Source organism: Streptomonospora halophila (assembly GCF_039542725.1).
In the GTDB taxonomy this organism is placed as follows: domain Bacteria; phylum Actinomycetota; class Actinomycetes; order Streptosporangiales; family Streptosporangiaceae; genus Streptomonospora; species Streptomonospora halophila.
On the sequence record NZ_BAABIK010000012.1, the window covers coordinates 1 to 21,011 of the forward strand.

Consider the following 21,011-nt stretch of genomic DNA (forward strand, 5'->3'; position numbering starts at 1 on the left):
TGTTTTGTCTTCCTAAGCCCGCTTGGCCTCCGACTTCGCCCGCGCGCACCGCCCGCGCCTTTGCCGGTGCGCTGGCGGCTGCGCGCGCGCCCTCGGCGCCGCCCGCCCGTACCGCCGACGGGCCGCCCGAAGGCGCTCCGGCCGCCGTCTTGGGCCCCACCGCCCGGCAGGCCTGCGCGGCGGCGCCCGCCGCGCAGGCCGCCAGGTACAGCGCGCCCAGCGCCAGGGGCACCGGTCCCGGGGCCGCGTGCGGGAGGAGCCCGGCGCGGATCAGCTCGGCGCCGCCCGTGGTGGGCACCGCGTACAGAAGGGGGTGGTCGAGCGCACCGGAGACCTGCGCCACCGGGGCCGCGACCAGCGGTGCGACCAGGGGCAGCCGGGTGAACAGCACACCCGGCCCGCCCGCACCCCCGCAGACCGCCAGCGCCAGGCCGACCAGCAGCAGGGACAGCAGTGCCACGCCGAGCAGGACGGGCGGCAGCGCCGCCGCGACGGCGGCCGGGGACCGCTCGCGCGCGGCCGCAAGGGTCGCCGGGACCGCGATCGCCGCCGAGAGCGCCGTGAGCACGGCGAGCTTGGCGCCGACGTACTCCGCCGCACGCTGCGGCGACACCGCGAGGACGTCCCGGCCGCCCTCCGTCCGCTCGAAGAGCACCAGCACCACCGCGAAGAGGACCCCGAAGCCCGCGGTGTCGACGATCAGCAGGTAGACGGCGGCCGCGGGGGCGGCGCCGGCGGGGACGGCGGCCAGCACCGCGCTCCACAGCACGGCGAGTACCGCCGCGGCCGCGGGGACGCCGTGGCGCAGCTCCACCCGCCACTCCAGCGCCAGTCCGGCCGCCGCGCGCGCCGGCGCACCCGGCGCGATCACAGCCGCGTCCTGGTGACGGTGGCGAACACGTCGTCCAGCGACGCCTCGCGGGTGTGCACCGTCTCGACCGCGCCGCCCGCGAACAGCTCGGCCAGGTCCGGAGCGGCGGCCAGCGCGTCCAGCGGGACCTCGCGGGAGTCCAGTCGGCCCCCGACGCGGTACTCCACCCGCACTCCCGGCCGCCCGTAGCGCAGCTTGAAGGCGCGCGGCGAGTCCACGGCCGCGATCCGGCCGTCCACGACGAACGCGACGCGGTCGCACAGCCGGTCGGCCGTGGCCATGTCGTGTGTGGTCAGAAACACCGTCGTGCCCTGGCGCGCCTGGTCGCGGACCACGTCGCGCAGTGCGGCGGCGTGCACGGGGTCCTGGCCGCCGGTGGGCTCGTCCAGGAACAGCAGATCGGGCCGGTGGGCGAGCGCGCGGGCCAGGTTGAGCCGCATGCGCATGCCCTTGGAGAAGCCGTCGACGCGGCGGTCGGCGGCCGTGCCGAGGTCCACCAGCTCCAGCAGCTCGCGTACCGGACGCGTCGGCCGGCGGTAGAGGCCCGCGACCGCGGCGAGGTTCTCCGCGGCGGTGAGCTTGCCGAACGCGACGGGAAGCTCGAAGCCGACACCGATGCGCTCGTGGTAGTCGGCGCCCCAGCGGTCCAGCGGCCGGCCGAACACCCGGGCGCTGCCGGTGTAGCCGCGGAGAAGGCGGGTGAGCACGTGCTGCACCGTCGACTTCCCCGCCCCGCTGGGGCCGAGGAAGCCGAACACCTCGCCGGGGGCGACGGCGAAGGTCATCCCCGCGACGGCGTCCGCGTCGGCGCCGCGGTAGCGCACGCGCAGGTCCTCGACCGCGATCACCGCCGCACCGGCGTCCGGTCCGCGCGTGTCCACCCCGCCGCCTCCGTGCGGGCGCGTGCCGCGCCGGTGCCGCCTCATGCCAGTTCCGCGCTCAGCTGGAGGAACGCATCGTCGACGAGCTCCGGCAGCTCGGCACCGCCCTCGCCGCGGCTCCACTCGGTGAGGGCGGTGACGAGCACGGCCAGGCACGCGGCGGCGACGATGCGGACCCGCATCGGGACCTCGGCCGGGTCGTCGGTGTCCGCCAGCGCCCGTTCGAACAGCGACTGCGTCTCCTGCATCTGCTCCCAGAGCCGCGCGCGCAGTGCCGGCGCGCCCAGCACGAGGCGCACGCGGGCGAGCAGCGCGTCGCGGTCGGCGGCGTAGACGGCGGCCAGCCCTTCGCCCACCGCGCCGCGGACCCGCTCGACGAGGCCCTCGGAGCGCGGGCGGCTGCGCAGCGCCTCCTCGATCAGAGGGTCGTAATCGTCGCCGAGCACGACGTCCTCCTTGGTCGGGAAGTAGCGGAAGAAGGTGGTGTGGGAGACGCCCGCGGCCGCGGCGATCGCCGCCACCGTGGTGTCGTCGTAGCCCTGCTCGCCGAACAGGCGCAGCGCCTCGCGCTGGATCCGCTCCCGGGTCCGCGCCTTCTTCCGTTCCCGCCAGTCGTCGCCCATGAGCTCGTCCTCGCCGGAGAAATGTTAGTCACTAACATGTTAGCGACTAACACCGCAGCCGCAAGGCCCCGCGCCCGTCCCGCGGGCGCCCGGTGCGGGGCGGGCGCCCGGTCAGGCCGCCAGGCGGCGCATCAGACGGGTGCCGAGGCCGAGCGCGACGACGGCGACCGCGACGGCCACGCCGGAGCCGATGTAGACGGAGGGGTCGCCGAAGTCACCGGCGAAGAGCGCACGCTCGGCGTCGACGACGTGGCTCAGCGGGTTGGCGCGGGAAAGCGCGTAGAGCCAGGTCGGCGCCAGGTCCATGGGCAGCAGGATGCCGGACAGCAGGATCAGCGGCATCGTCGTGGTCTGCAGGATCGCCGGGAAGAGGAACTCCTGTTTCACCGACATCGCCAGCATGTACGACAGCGTGCCCAGGCCGATGCCCATGACGAGCAGCACCAGCAGACCGGCGACAGCGCCCGCCGGCGACACCCGCAGTCCGAACGGGAGGACCAGCAGCAGGATCACGGTCGCCTGGCAGAGCAGCACCGTGATGTCGCGCATGACCCGCCCCAGGAGCAGGGCGACGCGGTTGACCGGTGCGGCCAGCAGCCGCTCGTGCGCGCCGCTGCGCAGCTCCGGCAGCAGCCCGAAGCCCGCGAAGGACGTGCCGAACAGCGCGAGCATGGCGAGGACACCCGGCACGAACCACTGCAGGAGTTCTGGCCCATCCCGCCGGGCATCCCCGCCAGCAGCGGCGCGAAGAGCGTCAGGTAGAGCACCGGCTGGAGCATGCTGAAGCCCATGCCCGTGACAGGGCTGTGCAGGGTGGGGCGCAACTGGCGGAGGCAGATCAGCCAGGTGTCGCGCAGGAGGGACATCGTCAGCGTTCCTTTCGGTCCGTCATGTCGTGGCGGAGGGCGGGCCGGGCGCTCATTCGGCGCTCTCGCGCAGGCTGCGCCCCGTCAGGGTGAGGAAGACGTCGTCCAGCGAGGGCCGGTGCACCTGCACGGTGCGCAGCTCCAGCCCGCGCGCGTCGACGGCGCGCAGGACCTCGGGCAGGACCGCGTCGCCGCGGTCGACACGCAGCCGCACCGCGGCCGCCGCGGTGTCCACCGAGTGCGCCGAGGGCACCGCCTCGACGGCGGCCGCCGCTGCGCGGGCGTCCTCCTCCGAGCCGGTCTCCAGGGTCACCAGGTCGCCCGAGACCTTGCCCTTGAGCTCGTCGGGCGTGCCGTCGGCGATCACCGAGCCGTGGTCGATGACGACCACGCGCTCGGCGACGCCGTCGGCCTCGTCGAGGTAGTGGGTCGTCAGCAGGATGGTGGTGCCGTACCTCTCGCGAAGCCGGGCGATGTGCGCCCAGAGGTTGGCGCGGCTGTGCGGGTCGAGGCCGGTGGAGGGCTCGTCCAGAAACAGCAGCTCGGGCCGGTGGATCAGGCCCATGGCGATGTCCAGCCGCCGCTGCTGCCCGCCGGAGAGGTGGCCGGCCTCGCGCTTGTCCAGGCCCTCCAGCTCCAGATCGGCCAGCAGCTCGGCGGAGCGCGACCTCGCCTCGGCCTTGCTAAGCCCGTAGAGCCGGCCCTGGCTGATCAGCTCCTCGGCGACGTACTGGCCCGTTCCGGCCGCGTGGCCCTGGCCGACGTAGCCGATGCGCCGGCGCACCCCGCGGGGGTCGGCGACCACGTCGCATCCGGCGACGGCGGCGCTGCCGGAGGTCGGCAGCAGGAGCGTGGTGAGCATGCGCAACGTGGTGGACTTGCCCGCACCGTTGGGGCCGAGGAACGCGACGAGCTCGCCCGCCCCGATGTCGAGGTCGAGGCTGCGCACCGCCTCGACGGTGCCGGTCTTCGTCTTGAACGTCCGGCCGAGTTCACGGGTATGGATCACTGCTCCCCCTGGGAGTGACATCGGTAGTCAAACTTGAACACTTCGCCAAGCATGGCGAACCCGGGCAAGGTAGTCAAACTTGATTAGCTGGTCGCGCCACCCCGCCGCCGGGCGCAGGCCCTGCACCGGGGCCCGGTCAGCGCTGCGCCGACGAGGCCTCGCTGGGCTCGCCGAACACGGTCCCCTGCTCGCCGGACATGGTGTAGGCGCCGGCCTCCAGGCGCTCGATCAGCTCGGCGGTGAAGGTGACGGCCGCGTCTCCGCTGACGACCCACGACCGGAAGAGTTCCCAGACGTGCGGCGGCTTGGCGCCGGTCACGGCACCCTCGTCCAGCATCGCCTTCAGGCTGCGCTGATCGCCTTCGAGCCGGGCCAGGCGGTGCCGCAACAGCCTCACGGCCCGCTCCCGCGGCTGGCACGTGAGAAAGACGATTCCCGCACCGAAGAACTCCGGCTTGGCCGAGGCGTCCGACAGCGCCTTGGCGAGCAGCCGGAGGAACTCCTCCTCGCCGCTCTCGGTCAGCTCGAAGAGCGTGCGCTCGGGCCCTTCACCGCTCTCCTCGACGCCCGCGCCGCGCAGCATCCCACCCTTCAGCAGCTGGCGCAGCGCGTGGTAGACGGACCCGGGATTGACGCTGGCCCAGTGCTCGGTGCCCCAGCTCAGCAGTTCGCGCCGCACCTGGTACCCGTGCGCCCGACCCGATGCGCGCACCGCTCCCAGTACCAGCAACCGCGTGGCCGACATCGCTCGCTCCGCCCTGCCCGAATCTCGCCTTCCTTCGAGGATAGGGCCGGGCCTGCGCCGCATCGGAAGCCGCCGACACTCCTGACAACGGTGCGTGACTATTGGTTACTGTTTGTGACATCGTTCGGTTGTCCGATGTGCGGCGATGGGGAGACGACATGCGCCTTCTGATGACGATCGGCCTCACGGTGAGCGCGCTGGCGCTGTGCGCCGGCGCAGCCGGGGCCTCTGCCGGGATCGAGGCCGTTCCGGAGACCGCCGCACCCGGCGACTCGGTCACGCTGCGCGCCCCGTGCGAGGGACCGGCCGAACGGCTGGAGTTCACCTCCCGGGCGTTCCAGGGCGTCCCCTCGGCCGAGGTGGTCGGCGGCACCGGCACCGTCCCGGTCGTGGTGGCGCCGGGCACGCAGCCGGGCGTCTACGGGATCATGGCCGAGTGCGCGGGCGGCAGCTCCACCGAGACCGTCGAAGGCGAACTGACCGTCGTGCGCGGCCCGCTCACGCCGACCCCGTTCGGCGCGCCGCAGACCGGGGGCGGCGGGGCCGCCCCCGAGTCCGGCCCGCCGCTGCTCGCCGCCGTCGCCGGGGCCGCACTGCTGGCTCTGGGCGCCGCGGCCGCCGCGTACCGCCGCCTCCTGCGCCGTGCGGCCTGAGGGAGCCGTCAACGCCCTGGCCTGCGCGCTCGCCGCCGCCCTGGTGGTTTCCGCGGTCTCCGGATCCTCCGCCGCACCGCGGACCGACGCGTCCGGCCCCGGACCGCCCGACGCCGCGCCCGATCCGCCGGGGCGCGCACCGGCCGCCGCACAGGCTCCGTCGGCGGTGCCGCCCCGCGCCCCCGCTCCGGTGCGCATCAGCGTCGGCGCGATCGGCGCGTCGGCGCGGATCGTCCCCGTAGGCCTCGACGCCGACGGCGCGCTGGAAGTGCCGCCGCTGGAGGACACGGGCACCGCCGGCTGGTACCGGCTGGGCGCCGCGCCCGGCGAGAAGGGCCCGGCTGTGATCGTCGGGCACCGCGACACCGCGTCGGGCCCGTCGGTGTTCTTCCGGCTGGAGGAGCTGGAGTCCGGCGACACCGTGCGCATCGGCCGCGCCGACGGCTCGACCGCCGTGTTCCGGGTACGGCGCACCGAGCGGGCCGCCAAGGCCCGCTTCCCCTCGGCGAAGGTCTACGGTCCCGTGGACCACGCGGCGCTGCGGCTGATCACCTGCGCCGGGCCCTTCGACTCAGCGGGCGCCCGCTATCGCCGGAACCTGATCGTCTACGCGCGCCTGGTACCGGACTGAGCGCGGCCGGGGCCGCCCGGACCCGCATCCGCACGGCCTCAGGGCAGCGGGTACTCCCGGGTCTCCAGATGCGCGCAGCGGCCGCCGACCTCGACGGTGCCGTCGGGCCCGGGCCGCACGTCGATACGCGAGCCCATCCCCTGGCGCACGGTCAGCTCGCGGCCGAGGCGCCGGCCCAGCCGCAACGCGGCGGCGCCGGTGGCCTCGTCCTCGCCGATACCCATCTCGTGCGGGAACACCCGCACCCGCACGCGCCCGGCCGCTTCGTCCTCCCAGGCCCATACGTGCAGGTCGACGCCTGGCTCGCCGCCCGCCAGCGCGTCCACCTCGGCCGGCGAGGACATCTGCCTGGTCTCGAAGACGGGCGCGAGGTCGGGATCGGCCCTGATCCACACCCGCTCGCCCTCGGTCCAGGTGGGCACCGGGCCCGCCGGCGGGTTGAGGACCTCGGTCGGACTCCCCCGCTGCGCCAGCAGCCAGGACGTGCCGACGAGCGGATGGCCGGCCAGCGGCAGCTCCACGGCGGGAGTGTGGATGTGCAGCCGGCCGTCGGCCTGTCCCAGGAAGACGGTCTCGGCGAAGCCGAGATCGGCGGCGATGCGCCGGCGGTCCGCCACGGCGAGGTCGGGCGGGTCCAGGAAGACGCCGAGCCTGTTGCCGCCGGTGCCGCCGTCGCCGAGGAAGACGGTGACGACGTCCAGTGTGGTGTTCGCGCTCATGTCGCCACTCTGCCACGGAGGCGGGCGCGGCTGCGGTTCCGCGCGGCGCCCGCCTCCGCCGCCGGCGGGGCCGGTCGGACGCCGACCGCCCGTTGACGCCGTCTTGGTGTGCGTGCTCTCACACGCGGCCGGGTGCGGCCGCGCGATCCCGGCCACAGCGACCGTGCGGGCCCCGACCGCCGGGGGCCCGGGTGCGAGCCGCACCCGCCCGTCCCGTTAAGCGTGCATTAACAACCCCTTGAGTGTGCCCCTGACCCGCGTATTCTCAAGAATTGTGCTAACGCTGTTCCCGCCCGGTAAACGGGCACTGGACCGCCGGAGAGAGGTTTCCGTGCCTCGAGTGACCGGTCTCGCGCACATCACGCTGTCAGTGCGCGACCGTGACGCCAGTATCGAGTTCTACCGGTCCGTACTCGGTTTCAAGGAGTACAAGACTCGTGACGGCAAGCAGTGGCTGCTCACCGAGTGCCGACACCCGTGCGGAGTCGTGCTGGGCTTCATTCAGCACAAGGACCAGTTCAAGGCCACCTTCGACCACCGGCGAACGGGCATGGACCACGTCGCCTTCCAGGTCGGCAGCCTCGGCGAGCTGGACTACTGGGAGGACCGGCTCACCGAGCTGGACATCGACCACTCGCCGATCGTGCACTCCGACAACGGCTCCATGATCCAGTTCTCCGACCCCGACGGCATCCAGCTGGAGCTGTTCTGCCCGGCCGAGCTGGGCAGCGACGTGGCCTGAGCCCCGGCTTCCCTCCGCCCGCCCGACCGACCGCCTGTCACGGCCCCGGGTCCCGTTCCTCGGCCCGGGCTCGCCGTCCCGCGATCACTCCGGGGAGACCAGCTCCAACCGCACGTCCTGGGCCCGGATCTCGTCGGCCGCCGACTGCGGCAGCCGGTCGTCGGTGACGATCAGGTCGAACTCCTCCAGGCGCGCCACCCTGAACGTCCCGAACTTGCCGTACTTGGTGCTGTCCACGGTGAGCACGCTCTTCGACGCCACCCGCAGCAGCTGCTGCTTGGCCACCACCTTGGCCTCCGACGGCGTCGTCGAACCCCGCTCCACGTCCCAGGAGCTGCTCGCGATGAAGGCGATGTCGACGTTGACCTTGCTCAAGAAGTCGGCGGTGAACTGCCCGACGGACGAGTGGTCGGCGTGCGAGACCACGCCGCCGGTGTGGATCAGCTCGATGTTGGGGTACTCCATGAGGTGGCCGACCACGTTGAAGTCGTTGGTCACCACCGTCAGCCCCACCTTCTCGGTCAGCATCGGCACCATCTGCAGGGACGTGGTGCCGGCGTCGAGGAAGATGGTGAAGTTCTCGCGCACCAGCTCGGCCGCAGCGCGCGTGATGGCGCGCTTGGCCGGCACCTCCAGCTGGGCCTTCGCGAGATAGGACGGCTCGCTCTTCAGCCGCGCCGCCAGGCGCACGCCGCCCGTCACCGAGAGCACCTTGCCGTCGTTCTCCAGGGCCTGGATGTCGCGCCGCACCGTCATATGCGAGACGGACAGCATCGAGGTGAGCTCGTTGATGCTCAGCACATGCCGCTCCTGCAGGAGCTTGAGGATGTGCTCGCGGCGCTGGTCGGGGATCATCTTTCGCCTTCGGAGTCGTCGTCGGACCTGCGCCGGCCTCGACGGCGGGCGCGTGTGCTTACCACAGAAGTGTCCCAGTCCGCGAGAGCGGTCCGCCGCCCGCCCCGCTGTCTCCGCGTTGTTCGCCGGACCATCGGATGCGCCGTCCGCGTGCCGCAGGCGCCCCGGGAAGGCCGCCTCGGGTTCCAGACACTCATATTGCGTTCGCACTACAGCCGAATCCATCTGAGTACGCCGAGTCCGCCCACGTAGGGCTGCCCGGTTTGGCACTGTGTTCCCACGTCCGGCGGCCCATCGCCGCCGATGAACGGGCTGGGGGATCACCGATGACGCTGGCGACCGCACTGCGGGGCGACACCTCCCGCTTCCGCGAGAACACGCTGCCCGCGATCCGCTCCGCGATCGCGGCCGGCGCCGACGCGCTGGCCGTGGACCTGCGCATGACGGCCGACGGCCACGTGGTGGTGGTGCGCGACAGCAGCCTCAAGGAGGACTGGGGCCTGGAGCGGCCCGCCGTGGGCGCGGGCTTGGCCGACCTCGCGGTTCTGGGCACCGACGTCGAGCAGCGCATCCCCACGTTCATGGAGGTGCTCGCCGAAGCGGGAAGGCAGCGCATTCCCTGCTCCCTGTTGTGCGAGGTGGACTCCGCCGACACCGCGCTGGCGGCCGAGGCGGTGGTGGGCGAGCACGGCATGAGCGACCACGTCCGCTACACCGGGCCGGTCGAGACGCTGCGGGCGCTGCGGGCGAAGCTGTCCGCCGCGCCCATCGCGCTGCCCTGGGACCGGCCCGACCTTCCGGCGCCCGGTGTCTGGGAGGACCTGCGCCCCGACTTCTTCAGCGCCGACTACCGGATGCTCACCCGGGAGCTGGTGGTGGAGATCCAGCGCCACGGATACGGCGTGGCGGCTTGGACGGTCGACGACTTCCCGGAAATGGTGCGCCTCGCGGGAATGGGCGTGGACTCCATCATCACCGCCAACATCGGCGAACTGGTGCCCCTGACCCGAAACCGCGAGCACACGGGGGAATCCGGACCGCAGGAAAACCCGGTCTTCGCTGCGGAGAAGAGCGGCGAACTTCTCTGACCGGGAAATGAATTCAGTTCATTTCCAGCGAGGGAAACCGGGCCACCCGTGCCGCCGCCCGACGACGCCCATGTCACAGGCGCAGCGCTGCCGTGCGCCCCGGAGCGCCCCTTATCGGAGCCGCCGCGCGTCCCGCATTTCTCTGAAAAGTCCGGAGAATATCGCTACCCTCGAATACGCCGACGGCGAATTCGTCCGGCGCACCCCTCGACTACGCCCCTTCCCTCGGGGCCGGCCCTGCAGAGATGATCATGACGGCGGACCTCACCCACCATGACGCGCAGACCCTCGACCGCACCCTGAACGCGGCGGCACGCTCGTTCGCCCGGCACGGGCTGCACGGACCGGACATGGCCTCCGTCGCACGCGAGGTCGCGGGCGAGACCGGGCTCGATCCCGCCGACTTCCGCAGAGCCTTCCCCACGAGACTCGACCTCGCCTGCGCCATCGCGCTGCACAGCGCCCGGAGGCTGGTACGCGACCAGCTTGCCGACCGCGGTCCGGGCGCTCCCCACAAACGGCTCGAACGCCTGGTGCGGCGGCACATCGACCACTGCCGCCACCACCGCACCGAGGAGGACCTGCGCCGCACCGTGCTGCCCACGCTGCGCGCCGTCCACCCCGGCCGCCACCGCGAACTCGCCGAACTGCGCCAGTCCTACCGCGATCACCTGCGCACCGTCGTCGCCGACGGCACCGCGCAGGGGCGGTTCCGGGTGGCCGATCCCGGAGCGGCGGCGGGGACGGTGCTGGAGGCCCTGGAGTCGGTGGTCAACTGGTACGACCCGGAGGACGGGTTGACGGCCGCCGAGCTCGGCGACGTCTACACCGACCTGATCGTCCACCACCACCTCGGCGCCCCGCGCGACTAGCCGCCCGCGCGCTCCGTGCTCGGGGCGGCGCCGACTCAGCCGCGGCGAGCGCCGCTCGGGGCCGAGGGCTCGGGCAGGGGAACCGGCTTGCCGGTCAGCGACGCGGCGATATAGCGGTCGACCCCGGGGATGCGCGACATCCGCAGCGCGATCCGCCGCCCCCACAGCGCCCAGCGCGTGTCGGGCAGGAACACGCGAGCGCCGCGGCGGCCCACCTGCTGCTTCTCCTCGACGACGGGCCGCCACCCCTCCTCGTAGCTCCGCAGCGCTGCCTCCACCGTGTCCTCGCGGACCAGGTGCTCGGCCAGCACGTGCGCACCCGCAACGGCCAGCGACGCGCCCATCCCGGCCAGCAGGGACACCGCCTGGCAGGAGTCGCCGAGCAGGACGACGCGGCCGCGGCTCCAGGGGGACATGCTGATCTGGGCGACCTGGTCGTAGTAGATCTCATCGGAAGGCGGGCACGCCTCCAGAGCGCGGGGCACCACCCAGCCCAGCGAGCCGTAGACCTCGCGCAGCGTGGCGCGGAAGTCCTCGGGCAGTGCGGGGTCGGGCGTGCGGTGCACGGCGAAGGCGGCCACCCGGTCGCCGCGCAGGGCGTAGAAGCCCATCATCCGCCCGACGCTGTCGGTCAGCCGGAACGCGTCGCCGATCTCGTCGCGCAGCCCGGGGTCGGAGAAGACGTAGGCGGCGGTGTGGAAGCCCAGGTAGCGGATGAACCGCTCCTCCTCGCCGAAGACGTCCCGGCGGACTTGGGAGTGGATGCCGTCGGCGCCGACGAGCAGTGCGGCCTCCAGCTCACTGCCGTCGGTCAGCCGCAGCCGCACGCCGTCGTCGCGGTTGTCCAGGTCGGCGATCGAGGTGGAGTAGCGCAGGTCGACGCGGTCCGAAAGCTGCTCCCGCAGCCCCTGCTCCAAGTCGGGGCGCATGATGCTGAGCAGGCGGCCGCCGACCGCGCGGGCGAAGCGGTCGTAGTCGAGCCCGCCGCGGTTGCGCCCGCGCGCGTCGACGTAGCGGGCCTCGTCGACCCGGTGGCTGAGCTCGCGCAGCCGCGGGAGCACGCCGACGGCCTCCGCCGCCTCGTAGCCCGGGCCGAAGAAGTCGATCATGTAGCCCTGCGGGCGGGGGCCGGACGCCTTCTCCAGGACCACCACCTCGAATCCGAGGGTGTCGAGGCGCTGGGCGAGGGCGAGCCCCGCTATGCCTGCGCCGCAGACGACGATCCTCATGCCGGATCACCTGTTCCTTCCGTTTCGTGGGGTCCGCGCTCGCCGGCGGCGGGCGCGAGGATGCGGCCCAAGACGGGGGCGACGTCGGCGCCGCTCATTCCGGGACTCAGCGCCCGGTGCATCAGGACGCCGTCGATCGCGGCCGCCAGCACCGCCGCGGTGCCGTCCGGGTCGGCCACGCCGCACCGGCCCAGCCAGTCGGCCACCCGCGACCGGAACTCGGCCACCACCGCGGAGATCTCGCCGCGCAGCGCGTCGTCGCGGGTGGCGGCGAGGTAGGCCTCGATGAACAGCAGCGACTGCGGGTCGAGGCCGGTGTGCCGGTCCAGCTCGCCCAGCAGCAGCTCCAGCCCCCGGCGCGGGGAGTCCGCCCGGTCGAACAGGCCCGGCGCCTGGGCGAGGTAGTCGCGCATGGCACCGGTGGCGGCCTCGGACAGCAGCGCCTGCACCGAGGAGAAGTGGTAGTGCACCAGACCCGGCGTGACGCCGGCCCGGTCGGCCAGCATCCGGGTGCTGACCGCGGTCCAGCCGCGCTCGGCGATGAGCCGGCAGGCCACGTCGAGCAGCTTGCGGCGCACCTCGCGCCCGCGTTCGGCCGTGGTGGGTCGTGCCATGGGCCCTCCCTGCCCTGCGTCGACCGCCGGAGACCGGTGCGGCCGCGCGCTCGTACTTGGGCGTTCGACTTGGTCGGATGCCCAAAATAGCACACGCCTCACCGCGGCGGCCGCAGAGCCGGCGGATGCGGGACGCGAGGAGGGGGAGGCGGGAGCGGTGGAAGGGGCGGCGGCTCGTGGAGCCCGGGGCGGCTCGGCGGCCCCATCCGCAGAGGCGGAAGCCCGTCCCGCGCGCGGTCTCGATCCTCTCGGCGCCGACCTTCTTGCGCAGAGCGCGGATGGAGGCGTCGCGACGTCGGACCCCGGGTCGTAGCCGTAGCCCCCCACGGGACTGAGGAGCTGCCGGTGTGAGCACCTGATCGCGATGGCGCAGCGACAGCTCCAGCAGCGCGAACTCGCGCGCGGTGAGGTCGGCGGTGCCCGCGCCGGTGGCGGCGCGGCGGGCGCGCAGGTCCAGGGTGAGCTCGCCGGCGGTGAGCGTGGAGGCCTCAGGGCCGCGCTCGGCGCGCACGTCGCCGTCCTCACCGTCGTCGCCGGTGACGGGCGAGGGCGGGCCCACGGCCTCCTGACGGCGCGGGCCGCGGCTCGGCGCCGCCCGAGGAGACCGGGGCGGAGGGGAGGATACGGGCGACTCGCCGATGGTCACACGGCCGGGAGGACGGGCGGGCGGCGCATCGCTCCCGGAGGCTCGGACCACGGCGGACGCCTGCGAGGGGAGACCACCGCGACGGCGGTCGCCGCGGTGCGGTACAGCGGGTTCATGCCGGTGATCCTGCCGGACCCGCCCCGGCGCCGAGATGAAACGACGATGAGGATCCGCTCATCTGCGCAGCGAGGGACGGCGCGAGCGGACGGGCGGCCGGGGGGCATGAGGGGCGAGCGGCGCCGAAAGGAGGCGTTGACGCCCGACGAGGCCGCGAAGCGGAGCCGGCGGCGCGCCGGGGCGGTTTCCCCGGGCGATCGGCGCCGGGTGATGAGGGGCGCCGCCGCCGGAACCGGCGGCGGCGCCCTATCCGGAAGGGCGAGGGTTTGATCGGGTGGTGCCCCTCAGGGCGCGTCGGGAATGGAGAACGCGGCCCAGACCACCTTTCCCTGCCCGTCGAGGATGTTCCAGCCCCAGTCGGAGCTGTAGGAGTCGATGAGGCGCAGGCCCCGGCCGCCCTCGCCGCAGCCCTCGTCGAGCTCGCTTATGACAGGCGCGGCCCTGCTGGGGTCGAATACCATGCAGGTGAGCTCCCCGTCGCCGCGCACCAGGCCGAACTGCACGGACCACTCGGAGATCATCCCCGAGTCCACCGGCGCGGCGTGTCGGCACGCGTTGGTGACCAGCTCGGAGACGACCAGGCGGAGGTCGCAGGAGAGGGACTCCAGTCCCCAGTCCTCCAGCACCCCCGCGGCGAAGTCGCGGGCCCGCTTGACCGAGGCGGGGTGGAACCCCAGTCCGCACACCGCGGTGATGGGGCGGATGAAGTGCTCCCCGACCGGCAGCGGTGCCAACGACAGGCCTTGCCAGCCTCCGGGCACGTCGCCGACGCGGGCCGACGGGACTCGGGCGCCTCCGGACGCCAGGAAGAGGCCACCGGCGTGGAAGTGGGCAGAGTGCGCAGTCATCGCGCTCCTTGCGCTGTCGGGCTACTCGCACCGTACGGGTCCACTTGCATCCCTATCTCTCGTCGCTTACAGACGTAAGCACGAATGCATGTGCATAACGCAGTCTAGTGAGAAGTGCGCCGCATGTCCTCCCTGAGGCCGGTTGTTATGAAAATTTAAGCGAACCGGCCGGGCACCGGACGCGTCTCGACCGGCAACGCCGCCCCGTCGTCGCAGGCCACAGGGGATCGATCCGGCATCGCCGCAGGCCACGGCACTCGCCCGGGGTGGGCGGCGAACCGAACGCGACTCGGAAGTTGGACCGAAAGTCCCGATTTGCTCCGAGCGCCCCGCCTTGCCCCACCCGCGGCTTCTTAGCGGGTATTGCCATAGTTAACGTGGCTTACCAACGCAAGAACCCCTGCAAGCACATATGCACGTGCATCATGTAGTCTGCGCGCGAGTCGCGGATGATCTTGGTATGGCGACAGGACCGAAAGAGAGAACACCGATGCAGCAGACCTACAACGGCATCCCCGCCGGCAGCCTCCGGGGCGCCGTGTGGCGCAAGTCCGAGCTCAGCAACCCCAGCGGCAACTGCGTTGAGGTCGCCCGCCTGCCGGACGGGGAGATCGCCGTGCGCAACTCCCGCCACCCCAACGGTCCCGCCCTCATCTACACGCCCGCTGAGATGACGGCCTTCGTCCACGGGGCCAAACAGGGCGAGTTCGACCACCTGCTCGACTGATACGCCCGCTGAACGCGGACGGCCCGGCGCGGGTGGCCCACAGCGCAACCGGTCCGAGGACGGGACGGTACGCATCCCCCACTCCCTTGCAGCGCCCCCGCCCCACATTGACCCCCGTGATGACCCTCCGGGGAGGGCCGGGCCGGCTTCGCCCTCTTCCGCGGCGCGTGCGCCGCCGGGAGCACCCCCGCTCCGAGCGCACACCTTCTACCACGCGCGTCCACGCGCGCATCCGCGCAGACGCACATCCCCGCGCCGCGGTTGCCAGCGCGATCGGTGAACTTCGCGGATATCTCGACGCAAATCCGTGGCGGTATTCGATAATGTCCGCGGAATTCACTCGCTTCCCTCGGGATGCCGGCGGCCTCCACTTCCCCTCCGGCGCCCGCCGCCCGCCGGCCGACCGGCGACAGTGATCCGGATGCGTCTTCACCTGGTCACAGCGTGTGCAACTAACAGCATCCGGTCACAACACCGAGCGTGTGCGGCGTTCCGCGGCAATTGCCGTACCCGCCGCTATTCTGATTCACTGTCTCGGTCAGCTGCTCTCGGAGGGGCAAAATGGAGATAGCGCGGCCGGAGGAGGACACTCCCCCTGCGAACGTACTCGCCCAGTCACGGGGCGGGCCGACTGTGTTGCGCATTCTGCTGGGCACCCAGCTCCGGCGGCTCCGAACGGCCAAGGGCATCAGCCGCGAGGACGCCGGCTACGAGATCCGTGCCTCGCACGCGAAGATCAGTCGCTTGGAGCTCGGCCAGGTCAGTTTCAAGGAGCGCGACGTGGCGGACCTGCTCTCGCTCTACGGCGTGGACGACTCCGAGGAGCGCGGCACGCTGCTCTCCCTCGCGCGCCAGGCCAACAACCCCGGCTGGTGGCACAAGTACAGCGACGTGCTGCCGAGCTGGTTCGAGGTCTACGTCGGCCTTGAGGAAGCCGCCTCGATCATCCGTACTTATGAGCTTCAGTTCGTGCCGGGCCTGCTGCAGGCCGAGGAGTACGCCCGCGCGGTGATCATGCTGGGCCACGGCAACGCGCCCGTCGACGAGATCGACCGCCGCGTGCACCTGCGCATGACGCGCCAGGAGCGTCTGACCGGCCCGAACGCCCCGCGCCTGTGGGCCGTGGTCGACGAGGCCGCGCTGCGCCGTCCGCTCGGCGGCACGCACGCGATGCGCGCGCAGCTGGAGCACCTGATCGAGATGGCCACGCTGCCCAACGTCACGCTGCAGATCGTGCCCTTCGCGCGCGGCGGGCACGCGGCGGCGGGCGGGCCCTTCAGCATCCTGCGCTTCACCGGCGCCGACCTGCCCGACGTGGTCTATCTGGAGCAGCTCACCAGCTCGGTCTACTTCGACAAGCCCGAGGAGACCGACCATTACATGGCCGTCATGGACCGGCTCTGCCTGGAGGCCGCTCCGGCCTCGGAGACCCCTCGCTACCTGCGCCGCATCCTCGACGACCTCGGCTGAGGCAGGCGGGCGGGTCCCGGGCCGCGGTCGCGCGGCGGCCGGACCCGCCGCTCCCGCCGGCGCACCCGGCACCGCCCGGCCCGACCGCTCCCCCGGCAACCAGCGCCTTCGCCTGGGTCGGCGGGATTGACTTTTGATTAGTCCGGAGACCAAACTAATCCTTACCGCGGTGCGCGGCGAACGTCACACCGCCTCGGCACCGAGTCACCGTACCCCTCAACGATCACCCCGATCACGACGCGCTTGGAGGTCCGACGATGCTGGTCGCGGGAGTGGACTCGTCCACCCAGGGCACCAAGATTGTCGTACGCGACGCGGACACCGGCGTGCTGGTGCGGCGCGCGCAGGCGCCTCATCCCGACGGAACCGAGATCGAACCGCGGCACTGGTGGGACGCGCTGCTGAAGGTCTGCGGCGACGGAATGCTCGACGACGTCGTGGCGATCGGGGTGGGCGCCCAGCAGCACGGCATGGTCGCCGTCGACGGCGAAGACCGGGTCGTGCGCCCCGCCCTGCTGTGGAACGACACCCGCTCGGCCGGCGCCGCGCAGGACCTCGTCGCCGAACTCGGCGGCCCCGCCGAGTGGGCCCGCGCGGTGGGCAGCGTCCCCGTGGCCAGCCTCACCGTCACCAAGCTGCGCTGGCTGGCCGAGCACGAGCCGGACAACGCCGCCCGCACCCGCCGGGTCATGCTCCCCCACGACTGGCTGACCTGGCGCCTGCGCGGTGAGACCGACCCCGTCACCGACCGCGGCGACGCCTCGGGCACCGGCTACTTCGACACTGCCGAAGGCACCTACCGCCCGGACCTGCTGCGCCTGGCCTTCGGCCGCGACCTGGAGGTGCCCCGCGTCGCCCGGCCCGCGGAGAACGCCGGCGCGGTCCGCGTGCCCGGCCTGCCCGAGATCGCCACCGTGGCACCGGGCACCGGCGACAACATGGCCGCCGCACTCGGCCTGGAGGCCCGCCCCGGCGACGTCGTCGTGTCCCTGGGGACCTCGGGCACCGCCTTCGCCGTCGCCGACAAGCCGGTGGCCGACGCCTCCGGCCTGGTCACCGGGTTCGCCGACGCCACCGGACGGTTCCTGCCGCTGGTGGCCACCCTCAACGCCGCCCGCGTCCTCGACGCCGGCGCGCGGATGCTGGGCACGGACCTGGAGGAGTTCGGCCGGCTCGCGCTGTCGGCGCCGTCGGGCGCGGAGGGCCTCACCCTGCTCCCCTACCTCGACGGCGAGCGCACCCCGAACCTGCCCGACGCCACCGGCCGCCTCGACGGCATGACGCGGGCCAACCTGCACCCCGCGGCGATCGCCCGCGCGTTCGTCGAGGGCATGCTCTGCGGCCTGGCCGACGCCGTCGACGCGCTGACCGCCCAGGACGTCCCGGTCCACCGCGTGCTGCTGATCGGGGGCGCCGCCCGCTCGGAGGCGGTGCGCGCGATCGCGCCGCAGATCCTCGGGCGGCCCGTCGTGGTGCCCGAGCCCGGCGAGTATGTCGCCGACGGCGCCGCCCGTCAGGCCGCGTGGGTGCTGGCGGGCACCGCCGAGCCGCCGGAGTGGGCCGGACCGGGCAGCGCCCAGGTCTACGAGGCCGACCCCGCACCCGGTGTCCGCGAACGCTACTCGCGGGCGCGCAACGCCCTTGCCTGACCGCTGGGCAGGCAGAACCGCGCAGGCATCGTGCAGCGGCCGCGCCCCGGCGGCGCACCGCCGTCACCCGGCCTGCCACACGGCGAAATCCGCTTCCTCCCCGGTCTGACGGCGGGGGCATCGATGGAGGTAATCCGATGAACGACTACCAGCCCGTCCGCGAGGACAAGTTCACCTTCGGCCTGTGGACCGTGGGGTGGCGCGGCGTCAACACGTTCGGCGAGCCGGTGCGCCCGGTGCTGGACCCCGTCGAGGCCGTGCGCCGCCTCTCCGACCTCGGCGCCTACGGCGTCACCTTCCACGACGACGACCTCATCCCGCCCGGCAGCGACGCCGCCGCCCGCGAGCAGGTCCTCAAGCGCTTCCGCGGTGCGCTGGAGGAGACCGGCCTGGTCGTGCCGATGGCCACCACGAACCTGTTCAGCGACCCGGTGTTCCGCGACGGCGGCTTCACCTCCAACAGCCGCGACGTGCGCCGATACGCCCTCCGCAAGGTCCTCCGCAACATCGACCTGGCCGCGGAGATGGGCGCGCACACCTACGTGTGCTGGGGCGGCCAGGACGGCGCCGAGACCGAGGCGGGCAAGAACGGACGCGCCGCCCTGGACCGGCTGCGCGAGGCGTTCGACTTCCTCTGCGCCTACGTCCGCGAGCAGGGCTACGGGCTGCGCTTCGCTCTGGAACCCAAGCCCAACGAGCCGCGCGGCGACGTGCTGCTGCCCACCGTGGGCCACGCGCTGGCCTTCATCAACGAGTTGGAACACCCCGAGATGGTGGGCGTCAACCCGGAGGTCGGCCACGAGCAGATGGCCGGGCTGAACTTCGCGCACGGCATCGCCCAGGCCCTGTGGCACGGCAAGCTGTACCACATCGACCTCAACGGCCAGCGGGGTGTGAAGTACGACCAGGACCTGCGCTTCGGCGCCGGCGACCTCAAGGAGGCGTTCTTCCTGGTCGACCTGTTGGAGAACGCCGGGTACACGGGGCCGCGGCACTTCGACTTCAAGCCGCCGCGGACCGAGGACATGGACGGCGTGTGGGCCTCGGCCGCGGGCTGCATGCGCAACTACCTGATCCTGCGGGAGAAGGCCGCGGCCTTCCGCGCCGACCCGGAGGTCCGGGCCGCCCTGGAGGCCTCGCGGGTGGGCGAGCTGTCCGAGCCCACGCTCCGCGAGGGCGAGTCGGTCGCCGACCTGCTCGGCGAGGAGCTGGACCTGCCGGCGGTCGGCGAGCGCGGCTACCACTTCGAGCGGTTGGACCAGTTGGCCCTGGACCACCTGATGGGCGTGCGCTGAGCGGCGTGCCCCCTCTCCGCCGCCGGCCGGGGCTCCCCCTCCGGCCGGCGGCGGCCTCCACGGCGCGTCGAGGACGCCGGGCGGCGGCTTACACCGGGGCCGCCGCCCGGCCTATGCCGCGGCGCAGGCGGGTGAAGGCGCGCGGGCGGTCCATGGCCGCCGCGGCGGTCACCTCGCCCCCGCGTTCGTAGACCGCCGCGAAGGAGCGGTCGTCGAGCGAGCCCTCGACGACGCGCAGCTCGTCACCCTGCTGCACCCGGCCGGCGAACTGCAGCCGCAGCCCGTACTGGTCCGACCAGAAGTAAGGGGCGCGCCGGTACTCCTGGACCGTGGCGCCGGCGAGCAGGTTGGCCGCCGCGACGGCGGGCTGCTGGACGGCGCCGGTCCAGTGCTCGAACCTGGCGCTCGTGCCGTCGGCGCCGCGGCAGCGCGCCACGTCGCCCACTGCGGCGACCCGGCCGGCGGCGGTCAGCATCCCCGTGTCGCAGACGACGCCGTCGTCCAGCTCCAGGCCGGATCCGGTGAGCCAGGCGGTGTTGGGCCGCGCACCGATCCCCATGACGACGACGTCGGCGGGCACCAGGGTGCCGTCGGCGAGCTCGACCCCGGTGACGCGGTCGTGCCCGCGGAGGCCGCCGACGGGAACCCCGCACAGCAGCCGCACCCCGTTGTCGCCGTGCAGGCCTGCCGCGACGCGGGCGACGCCCGGTCCCAGCACCGCCTCCATCGGCACCTCCAGCGCCTCGACCACGGTGGTCTCCAGCCCCAGCGCCGAGCACGCCGAAGCGATCTCGGCGCCGATGAAGGAGCCCCCGATGACCGCCACGCGCGGCGACCCGGCGGCGAGGTCGGCGCGCAGCGCCTGCGCGTCGGCCAGGCTGCGCAGCACGTGCACCCCGGCCAGTCCGGCGGTGCCCGGCAGCCGGTTCGGGGCGGCGCCGGTGGCCACGACCACGGCGTCCGCGCCGATCTCGGCCTCGTCGGCGAGCCGCACACTCCGCCGCCGCAGGTCCAGGCCCGCGGCGCGCACGCCCAGCCGCCAGTCGAGGTCCAGGTCGGCGTCGTCGGCGTCGAGCAGGGCGATGTCCTCGGTGTCGGCCTTGCCCAGCAGGAACTCCTTGGACAGCGGCGGTCGGTCGTAGGGCGGGCCGTGCTCGTCGCCGATGACCGTCAGCCTGCCCTCGAACCCCTGCCGGCGCAGCGCTCGGGCGGTTTCCAGGCCGGCCAGCGACGCGCCGACCACGGCCACCGCCCTCATGCCGCGCCCTCGACGACGCGCTCGGCGGCGGGCGCGGCTGCCGGCTCGGCCGCGGCCGCGTGCACGTAGACGCCGCCGTCCTCGGCGACGGTGACCTCGTAGGTGCGCACGGGGTGCTTGGCGGGCAGGCAGCTCGGTTGGCCGGTGCGCAGGTCGAAAGCGGCCTCGTGCAGCGGGCACTCGACGTGGCACCCCTCCAGCCAGCCCTCGGAAAGGGAGGCGTTCTGGTGGGTGCAGGTGTCGTCGACGGCATAGATCTCGCCGTCGGCGTTGAACAGGGCGATGGGGACGTAGGCCATCACACGCAGCGACTCGCCCTGGGGCAGGTCGTTCAGGTGGCAGGCATAGATCATGGCGAGCTCCTCCTCTCCTTCGGGTCGGGTGTGCTGATCGGTCGCGCTCCGCCGGGATGCCGTGCGGCATGCGGCGGGCATGCGGCGGGCAGGGGCCTGGTTCCGGTGGTGGGACCCGCGGCGGAGTGCCGCGGTGGACGACGTCAACGGGGATGATCTTCGTCCCCTAATGCGCAACTACACGCCTAGTACGCAACAGTGTCTGCGGCCGCCCCGATCGCCGTCAAGCCCTCTGGAATCCCTGGTGATC

21 protein-coding genes are annotated in these 21,011 nt (G+C 73.1%); 9 read left to right on the forward strand and 12 right to left on the reverse strand.

What is annotated here, in order from left to right; genetic code table 11:
• Positions 1-867: 867 nt before the first annotated feature.
• The 5 genes from ABEA15_RS11820 to ABEA15_RS11840 all read right to left on the reverse strand — a co-directional run bounded on the left by ABEA15_RS11820 (position 868) and on the right by ABEA15_RS11840 (position 4,995).
• Positions 868-1,752 (reverse strand): ABC transporter ATP-binding protein, encoded by an 885-nt coding sequence (locus tag ABEA15_RS11820; RefSeq protein WP_345556666.1) that lies wholly within the window; start codon positions 1,750-1,752, stop codon positions 868-870.
• A 41-nt stretch (positions 1,753-1,793) separates the two neighbouring features.
• Positions 1,794-2,375, reverse strand: coding sequence for a TetR family transcriptional regulator (locus ABEA15_RS11825; RefSeq protein ID WP_345556667.1), 582 nt, complete (start codon positions 2,373-2,375; stop codon positions 1,794-1,796).
• Positions 2,376-2,486: 111 nt separating this feature from the next.
• On the reverse strand, positions 2,487-3,065 hold the full coding sequence (locus ABEA15_RS11830) for an ABC transporter permease (protein WP_345556668.1): 579 nt from the start codon (positions 3,063-3,065) through the stop codon (positions 2,487-2,489).
• A gap of 228 nt (positions 3,066-3,293) precedes the next feature.
• A complete protein-coding gene (locus ABEA15_RS11835; protein WP_345556669.1) occupies positions 3,294-4,250 on the reverse strand; it encodes an ATP-binding cassette domain-containing protein in 957 nt (318 codons plus the stop codon).
• A 136-nt stretch (positions 4,251-4,386) separates the two neighbouring features.
• Complete coding sequence (locus ABEA15_RS11840) at positions 4,387-4,995, reverse strand: PadR family transcriptional regulator (RefSeq protein ID WP_345556670.1); 609 nt, start codon at positions 4,993-4,995, stop codon at positions 4,387-4,389.
• A 158-nt stretch (positions 4,996-5,153) separates the two neighbouring features.
• Here ABEA15_RS11840 and ABEA15_RS11845 point away from each other — a divergent pair, with 158 nt between their 5' ends.
• Positions 5,154-5,648 carry a hypothetical protein gene (locus tag ABEA15_RS11845; RefSeq protein WP_345556671.1) on the forward strand — a complete coding sequence of 165 codons (495 nt, stop codon included), beginning with the start codon at positions 5,154-5,156 and terminating at the stop codon, positions 5,646-5,648.
• A complete protein-coding gene (locus ABEA15_RS11850) occupies positions 5,638-6,279 on the forward strand; it encodes a class F sortase (protein ID WP_345556672.1) in 642 nt (213 codons plus the stop codon). Before ABEA15_RS11845 ends, ABEA15_RS11850 begins: the two co-directional genes overlap by 11 nt.
• A 38-nt stretch (positions 6,280-6,317) precedes the next feature.
• Here the strand turns inward: ABEA15_RS11850 and ABEA15_RS11855 are convergent, their stop codons facing one another.
• The gene (locus tag ABEA15_RS11855) at positions 6,318-6,998 is read right to left on the reverse strand and encodes a PhzF family phenazine biosynthesis protein (protein WP_345556673.1); all 681 of its coding nucleotides are present in this window, start codon (positions 6,996-6,998) and stop codon (positions 6,318-6,320) included.
• A gap of 331 nt (positions 6,999-7,329) precedes the next feature.
• On the opposite strand from ABEA15_RS11855, the gene ABEA15_RS11860 reads away from it, so the two are divergent.
• Positions 7,330-7,740, forward strand: coding sequence for a VOC family protein (locus tag ABEA15_RS11860; protein WP_344145392.1), 411 nt, complete (start codon positions 7,330-7,332; stop codon positions 7,738-7,740).
• 84 nt (positions 7,741-7,824) lie between these two features.
• Here ABEA15_RS11860 and ABEA15_RS11865 read toward each other — a convergent pair whose 3' ends face one another.
• Positions 7,825-8,595, reverse strand: coding sequence for a DeoR/GlpR family DNA-binding transcription regulator (locus ABEA15_RS11865; RefSeq protein WP_344145394.1), 771 nt, complete (start codon positions 8,593-8,595; stop codon positions 7,825-7,827).
• Between the two features lie 326 nt (positions 8,596-8,921).
• Between ABEA15_RS11865 and ABEA15_RS11870 the strand changes: the two genes are divergently transcribed.
• On the forward strand, positions 8,922-9,683 hold the full coding sequence (locus ABEA15_RS11870) for a glycerophosphodiester phosphodiesterase (RefSeq protein ID WP_344145396.1): 762 nt from the start codon (positions 8,922-8,924) through the stop codon (positions 9,681-9,683).
• 245 nt (positions 9,684-9,928) lie between these two features.
• The gene (locus ABEA15_RS11875; protein WP_345556674.1) at positions 9,929-10,555 is read left to right on the forward strand and encodes a TetR-type transcription factor C-terminal domain-containing protein; all 627 of its coding nucleotides are present in this window, start codon (positions 9,929-9,931) and stop codon (positions 10,553-10,555) included.
• Positions 10,556-10,590: 35 nt separating this feature from the next.
• Here ABEA15_RS11875 and ABEA15_RS11880 read toward each other — a convergent pair whose 3' ends face one another.
• The 3 genes from ABEA15_RS11880 to ABEA15_RS11890 all read right to left on the reverse strand — a co-directional run bounded on the left by ABEA15_RS11880 (position 10,591) and on the right by ABEA15_RS11890 (position 14,009).
• Positions 10,591-11,784 (reverse strand): FAD-dependent monooxygenase, encoded by a 1,194-nt coding sequence (locus ABEA15_RS11880; protein WP_345556675.1) that lies wholly within the window; start codon positions 11,782-11,784, stop codon positions 10,591-10,593.
• The gene (locus ABEA15_RS11885; protein ID WP_344145402.1) at positions 11,781-12,398 is read right to left on the reverse strand and encodes a TetR/AcrR family transcriptional regulator; all 618 of its coding nucleotides are present in this window, start codon (positions 12,396-12,398) and stop codon (positions 11,781-11,783) included. The genes ABEA15_RS11880 and ABEA15_RS11885 overlap by 4 nt, the downstream gene beginning before the upstream one ends.
• A gap of 1,047 nt (positions 12,399-13,445) precedes the next feature.
• On the reverse strand, positions 13,446-14,009 hold the full coding sequence (locus ABEA15_RS11890; protein WP_345556676.1) for an ATP-binding protein: 564 nt from the start codon (positions 14,007-14,009) through the stop codon (positions 13,446-13,448).
• Positions 14,010-14,499: 490 nt separating this feature from the next.
• Between ABEA15_RS11890 and ABEA15_RS11895 the strand changes: the two genes are divergently transcribed.
• The 4 genes from ABEA15_RS11895 to xylA all read left to right on the forward strand — a co-directional run bounded on the left by ABEA15_RS11895 (position 14,500) and on the right by xylA (position 19,150).
• Entirely contained in the window at positions 14,500-14,736 is a 237-nt protein-coding gene (locus ABEA15_RS11895) for a DUF397 domain-containing protein (RefSeq protein ID WP_345556757.1), read from the forward strand.
• A gap of 561 nt (positions 14,737-15,297) precedes the next feature.
• A complete protein-coding gene (locus tag ABEA15_RS11900; protein WP_344145410.1) occupies positions 15,298-16,206 on the forward strand; it encodes a helix-turn-helix domain-containing protein in 909 nt (302 codons plus the stop codon).
• Between the two features lie 257 nt (positions 16,207-16,463).
• Positions 16,464-17,855, forward strand: coding sequence for a xylulokinase (gene xylB / locus ABEA15_RS11905; RefSeq protein ID WP_345556677.1), 1,392 nt, complete (start codon positions 16,464-16,466; stop codon positions 17,853-17,855).
• Positions 17,856-17,992: 137 nt separating this feature from the next.
• Positions 17,993-19,150 (forward strand): xylose isomerase, encoded by a 1,158-nt coding sequence (gene xylA, locus ABEA15_RS11910; RefSeq protein WP_345556678.1) that lies wholly within the window; start codon positions 17,993-17,995, stop codon positions 19,148-19,150.
• Between the two features lie 88 nt (positions 19,151-19,238).
• On the opposite strand, the gene ABEA15_RS11915 is transcribed toward xylA, so the two are convergent.
• Together ABEA15_RS11915 and ABEA15_RS11920 are read right to left on the reverse strand one after the other, a co-directional pair.
• Positions 19,239-20,408 carry an NAD(P)/FAD-dependent oxidoreductase gene (locus ABEA15_RS11915; RefSeq protein ID WP_345556679.1) on the reverse strand — a complete coding sequence of 390 codons (1,170 nt, stop codon included), beginning with the start codon at positions 20,406-20,408 and terminating at the stop codon, positions 19,239-19,241.
• A complete protein-coding gene (locus tag ABEA15_RS11920) occupies positions 20,405-20,761 on the reverse strand; it encodes a bifunctional 3-phenylpropionate/cinnamic acid dioxygenase ferredoxin subunit (protein WP_345556680.1) in 357 nt (118 codons plus the stop codon). Before ABEA15_RS11920 ends, ABEA15_RS11915 begins: the two co-directional genes overlap by 4 nt.
• Positions 20,762-21,011 lie beyond the last annotated feature (250 nt).

Excerpts from the sequence above, each read along its gene's own strand:
- ABEA15_RS11855 (WP_345556673.1), bottom strand. The coding sequence starts at position 6,998 with ATGAGCGCGAACACCACACTGGACGTCGTCACCGTCTTCCTCGGCGAC.
- ABEA15_RS11915 (WP_345556679.1), bottom strand. The coding sequence starts at position 20,408 with ATGAGGGCGGTGGCCGTGGTCGGCGCGTCGCTGGCCGGCCTGGAAACC.
- ABEA15_RS11845 (WP_345556671.1), top strand. The coding sequence starts at position 5,154 with ATGCGCCTTCTGATGACGATCGGCCTCACGGTGAGCGCGCTGGCGCTG.
- ABEA15_RS11895 (WP_345556757.1), top strand. The coding sequence starts at position 14,500 with ATGCAGCAGACCTACAACGGCATCCCCGCCGGCAGCCTCCGGGGCGCC.
- ABEA15_RS11875 (WP_345556674.1), top strand. The coding sequence starts at position 9,929 with ATGATCATGACGGCGGACCTCACCCACCATGACGCGCAGACCCTCGAC.
- ABEA15_RS11880 (WP_345556675.1), bottom strand. The coding sequence starts at position 11,784 with ATGAGGATCGTCGTCTGCGGCGCAGGCATAGCGGGGCTCGCCCTCGCC.
- ABEA15_RS11840 (WP_345556670.1), bottom strand. The coding sequence starts at position 4,995 with ATGTCGGCCACGCGGTTGCTGGTACTGGGAGCGGTGCGCGCATCGGGT.
- ABEA15_RS11825 (WP_345556667.1), bottom strand. The coding sequence starts at position 2,375 with ATGGGCGACGACTGGCGGGAACGGAAGAAGGCGCGGACCCGGGAGCGG.
- ABEA15_RS11870 (WP_344145396.1), top strand. The coding sequence starts at position 8,922 with ATGACGCTGGCGACCGCACTGCGGGGCGACACCTCCCGCTTCCGCGAG.
- ABEA15_RS11890 (WP_345556676.1), bottom strand. The coding sequence starts at position 14,009 with ATGACTGCGCACTCTGCCCACTTCCACGCCGGTGGCCTCTTCCTGGCG.
- ABEA15_RS11920 (WP_345556680.1), bottom strand. The coding sequence starts at position 20,761 with ATGATCTATGCCTGCCACCTGAACGACCTGCCCCAGGGCGAGTCGCTG.
- ABEA15_RS11900 (WP_344145410.1), top strand. The coding sequence starts at position 15,298 with ATGGAGATAGCGCGGCCGGAGGAGGACACTCCCCCTGCGAACGTACTC.
- xylA (WP_345556678.1), top strand. The coding sequence starts at position 17,993 with ATGAACGACTACCAGCCCGTCCGCGAGGACAAGTTCACCTTCGGCCTG.
- ABEA15_RS11885 (WP_344145402.1), bottom strand. The coding sequence starts at position 12,398 with ATGGCACGACCCACCACGGCCGAACGCGGGCGCGAGGTGCGCCGCAAG.
- xylB (WP_345556677.1), top strand. The coding sequence starts at position 16,464 with ATGCTGGTCGCGGGAGTGGACTCGTCCACCCAGGGCACCAAGATTGTC.
- ABEA15_RS11865 (WP_344145394.1), bottom strand. The coding sequence starts at position 8,595 with ATGATCCCCGACCAGCGCCGCGAGCACATCCTCAAGCTCCTGCAGGAG.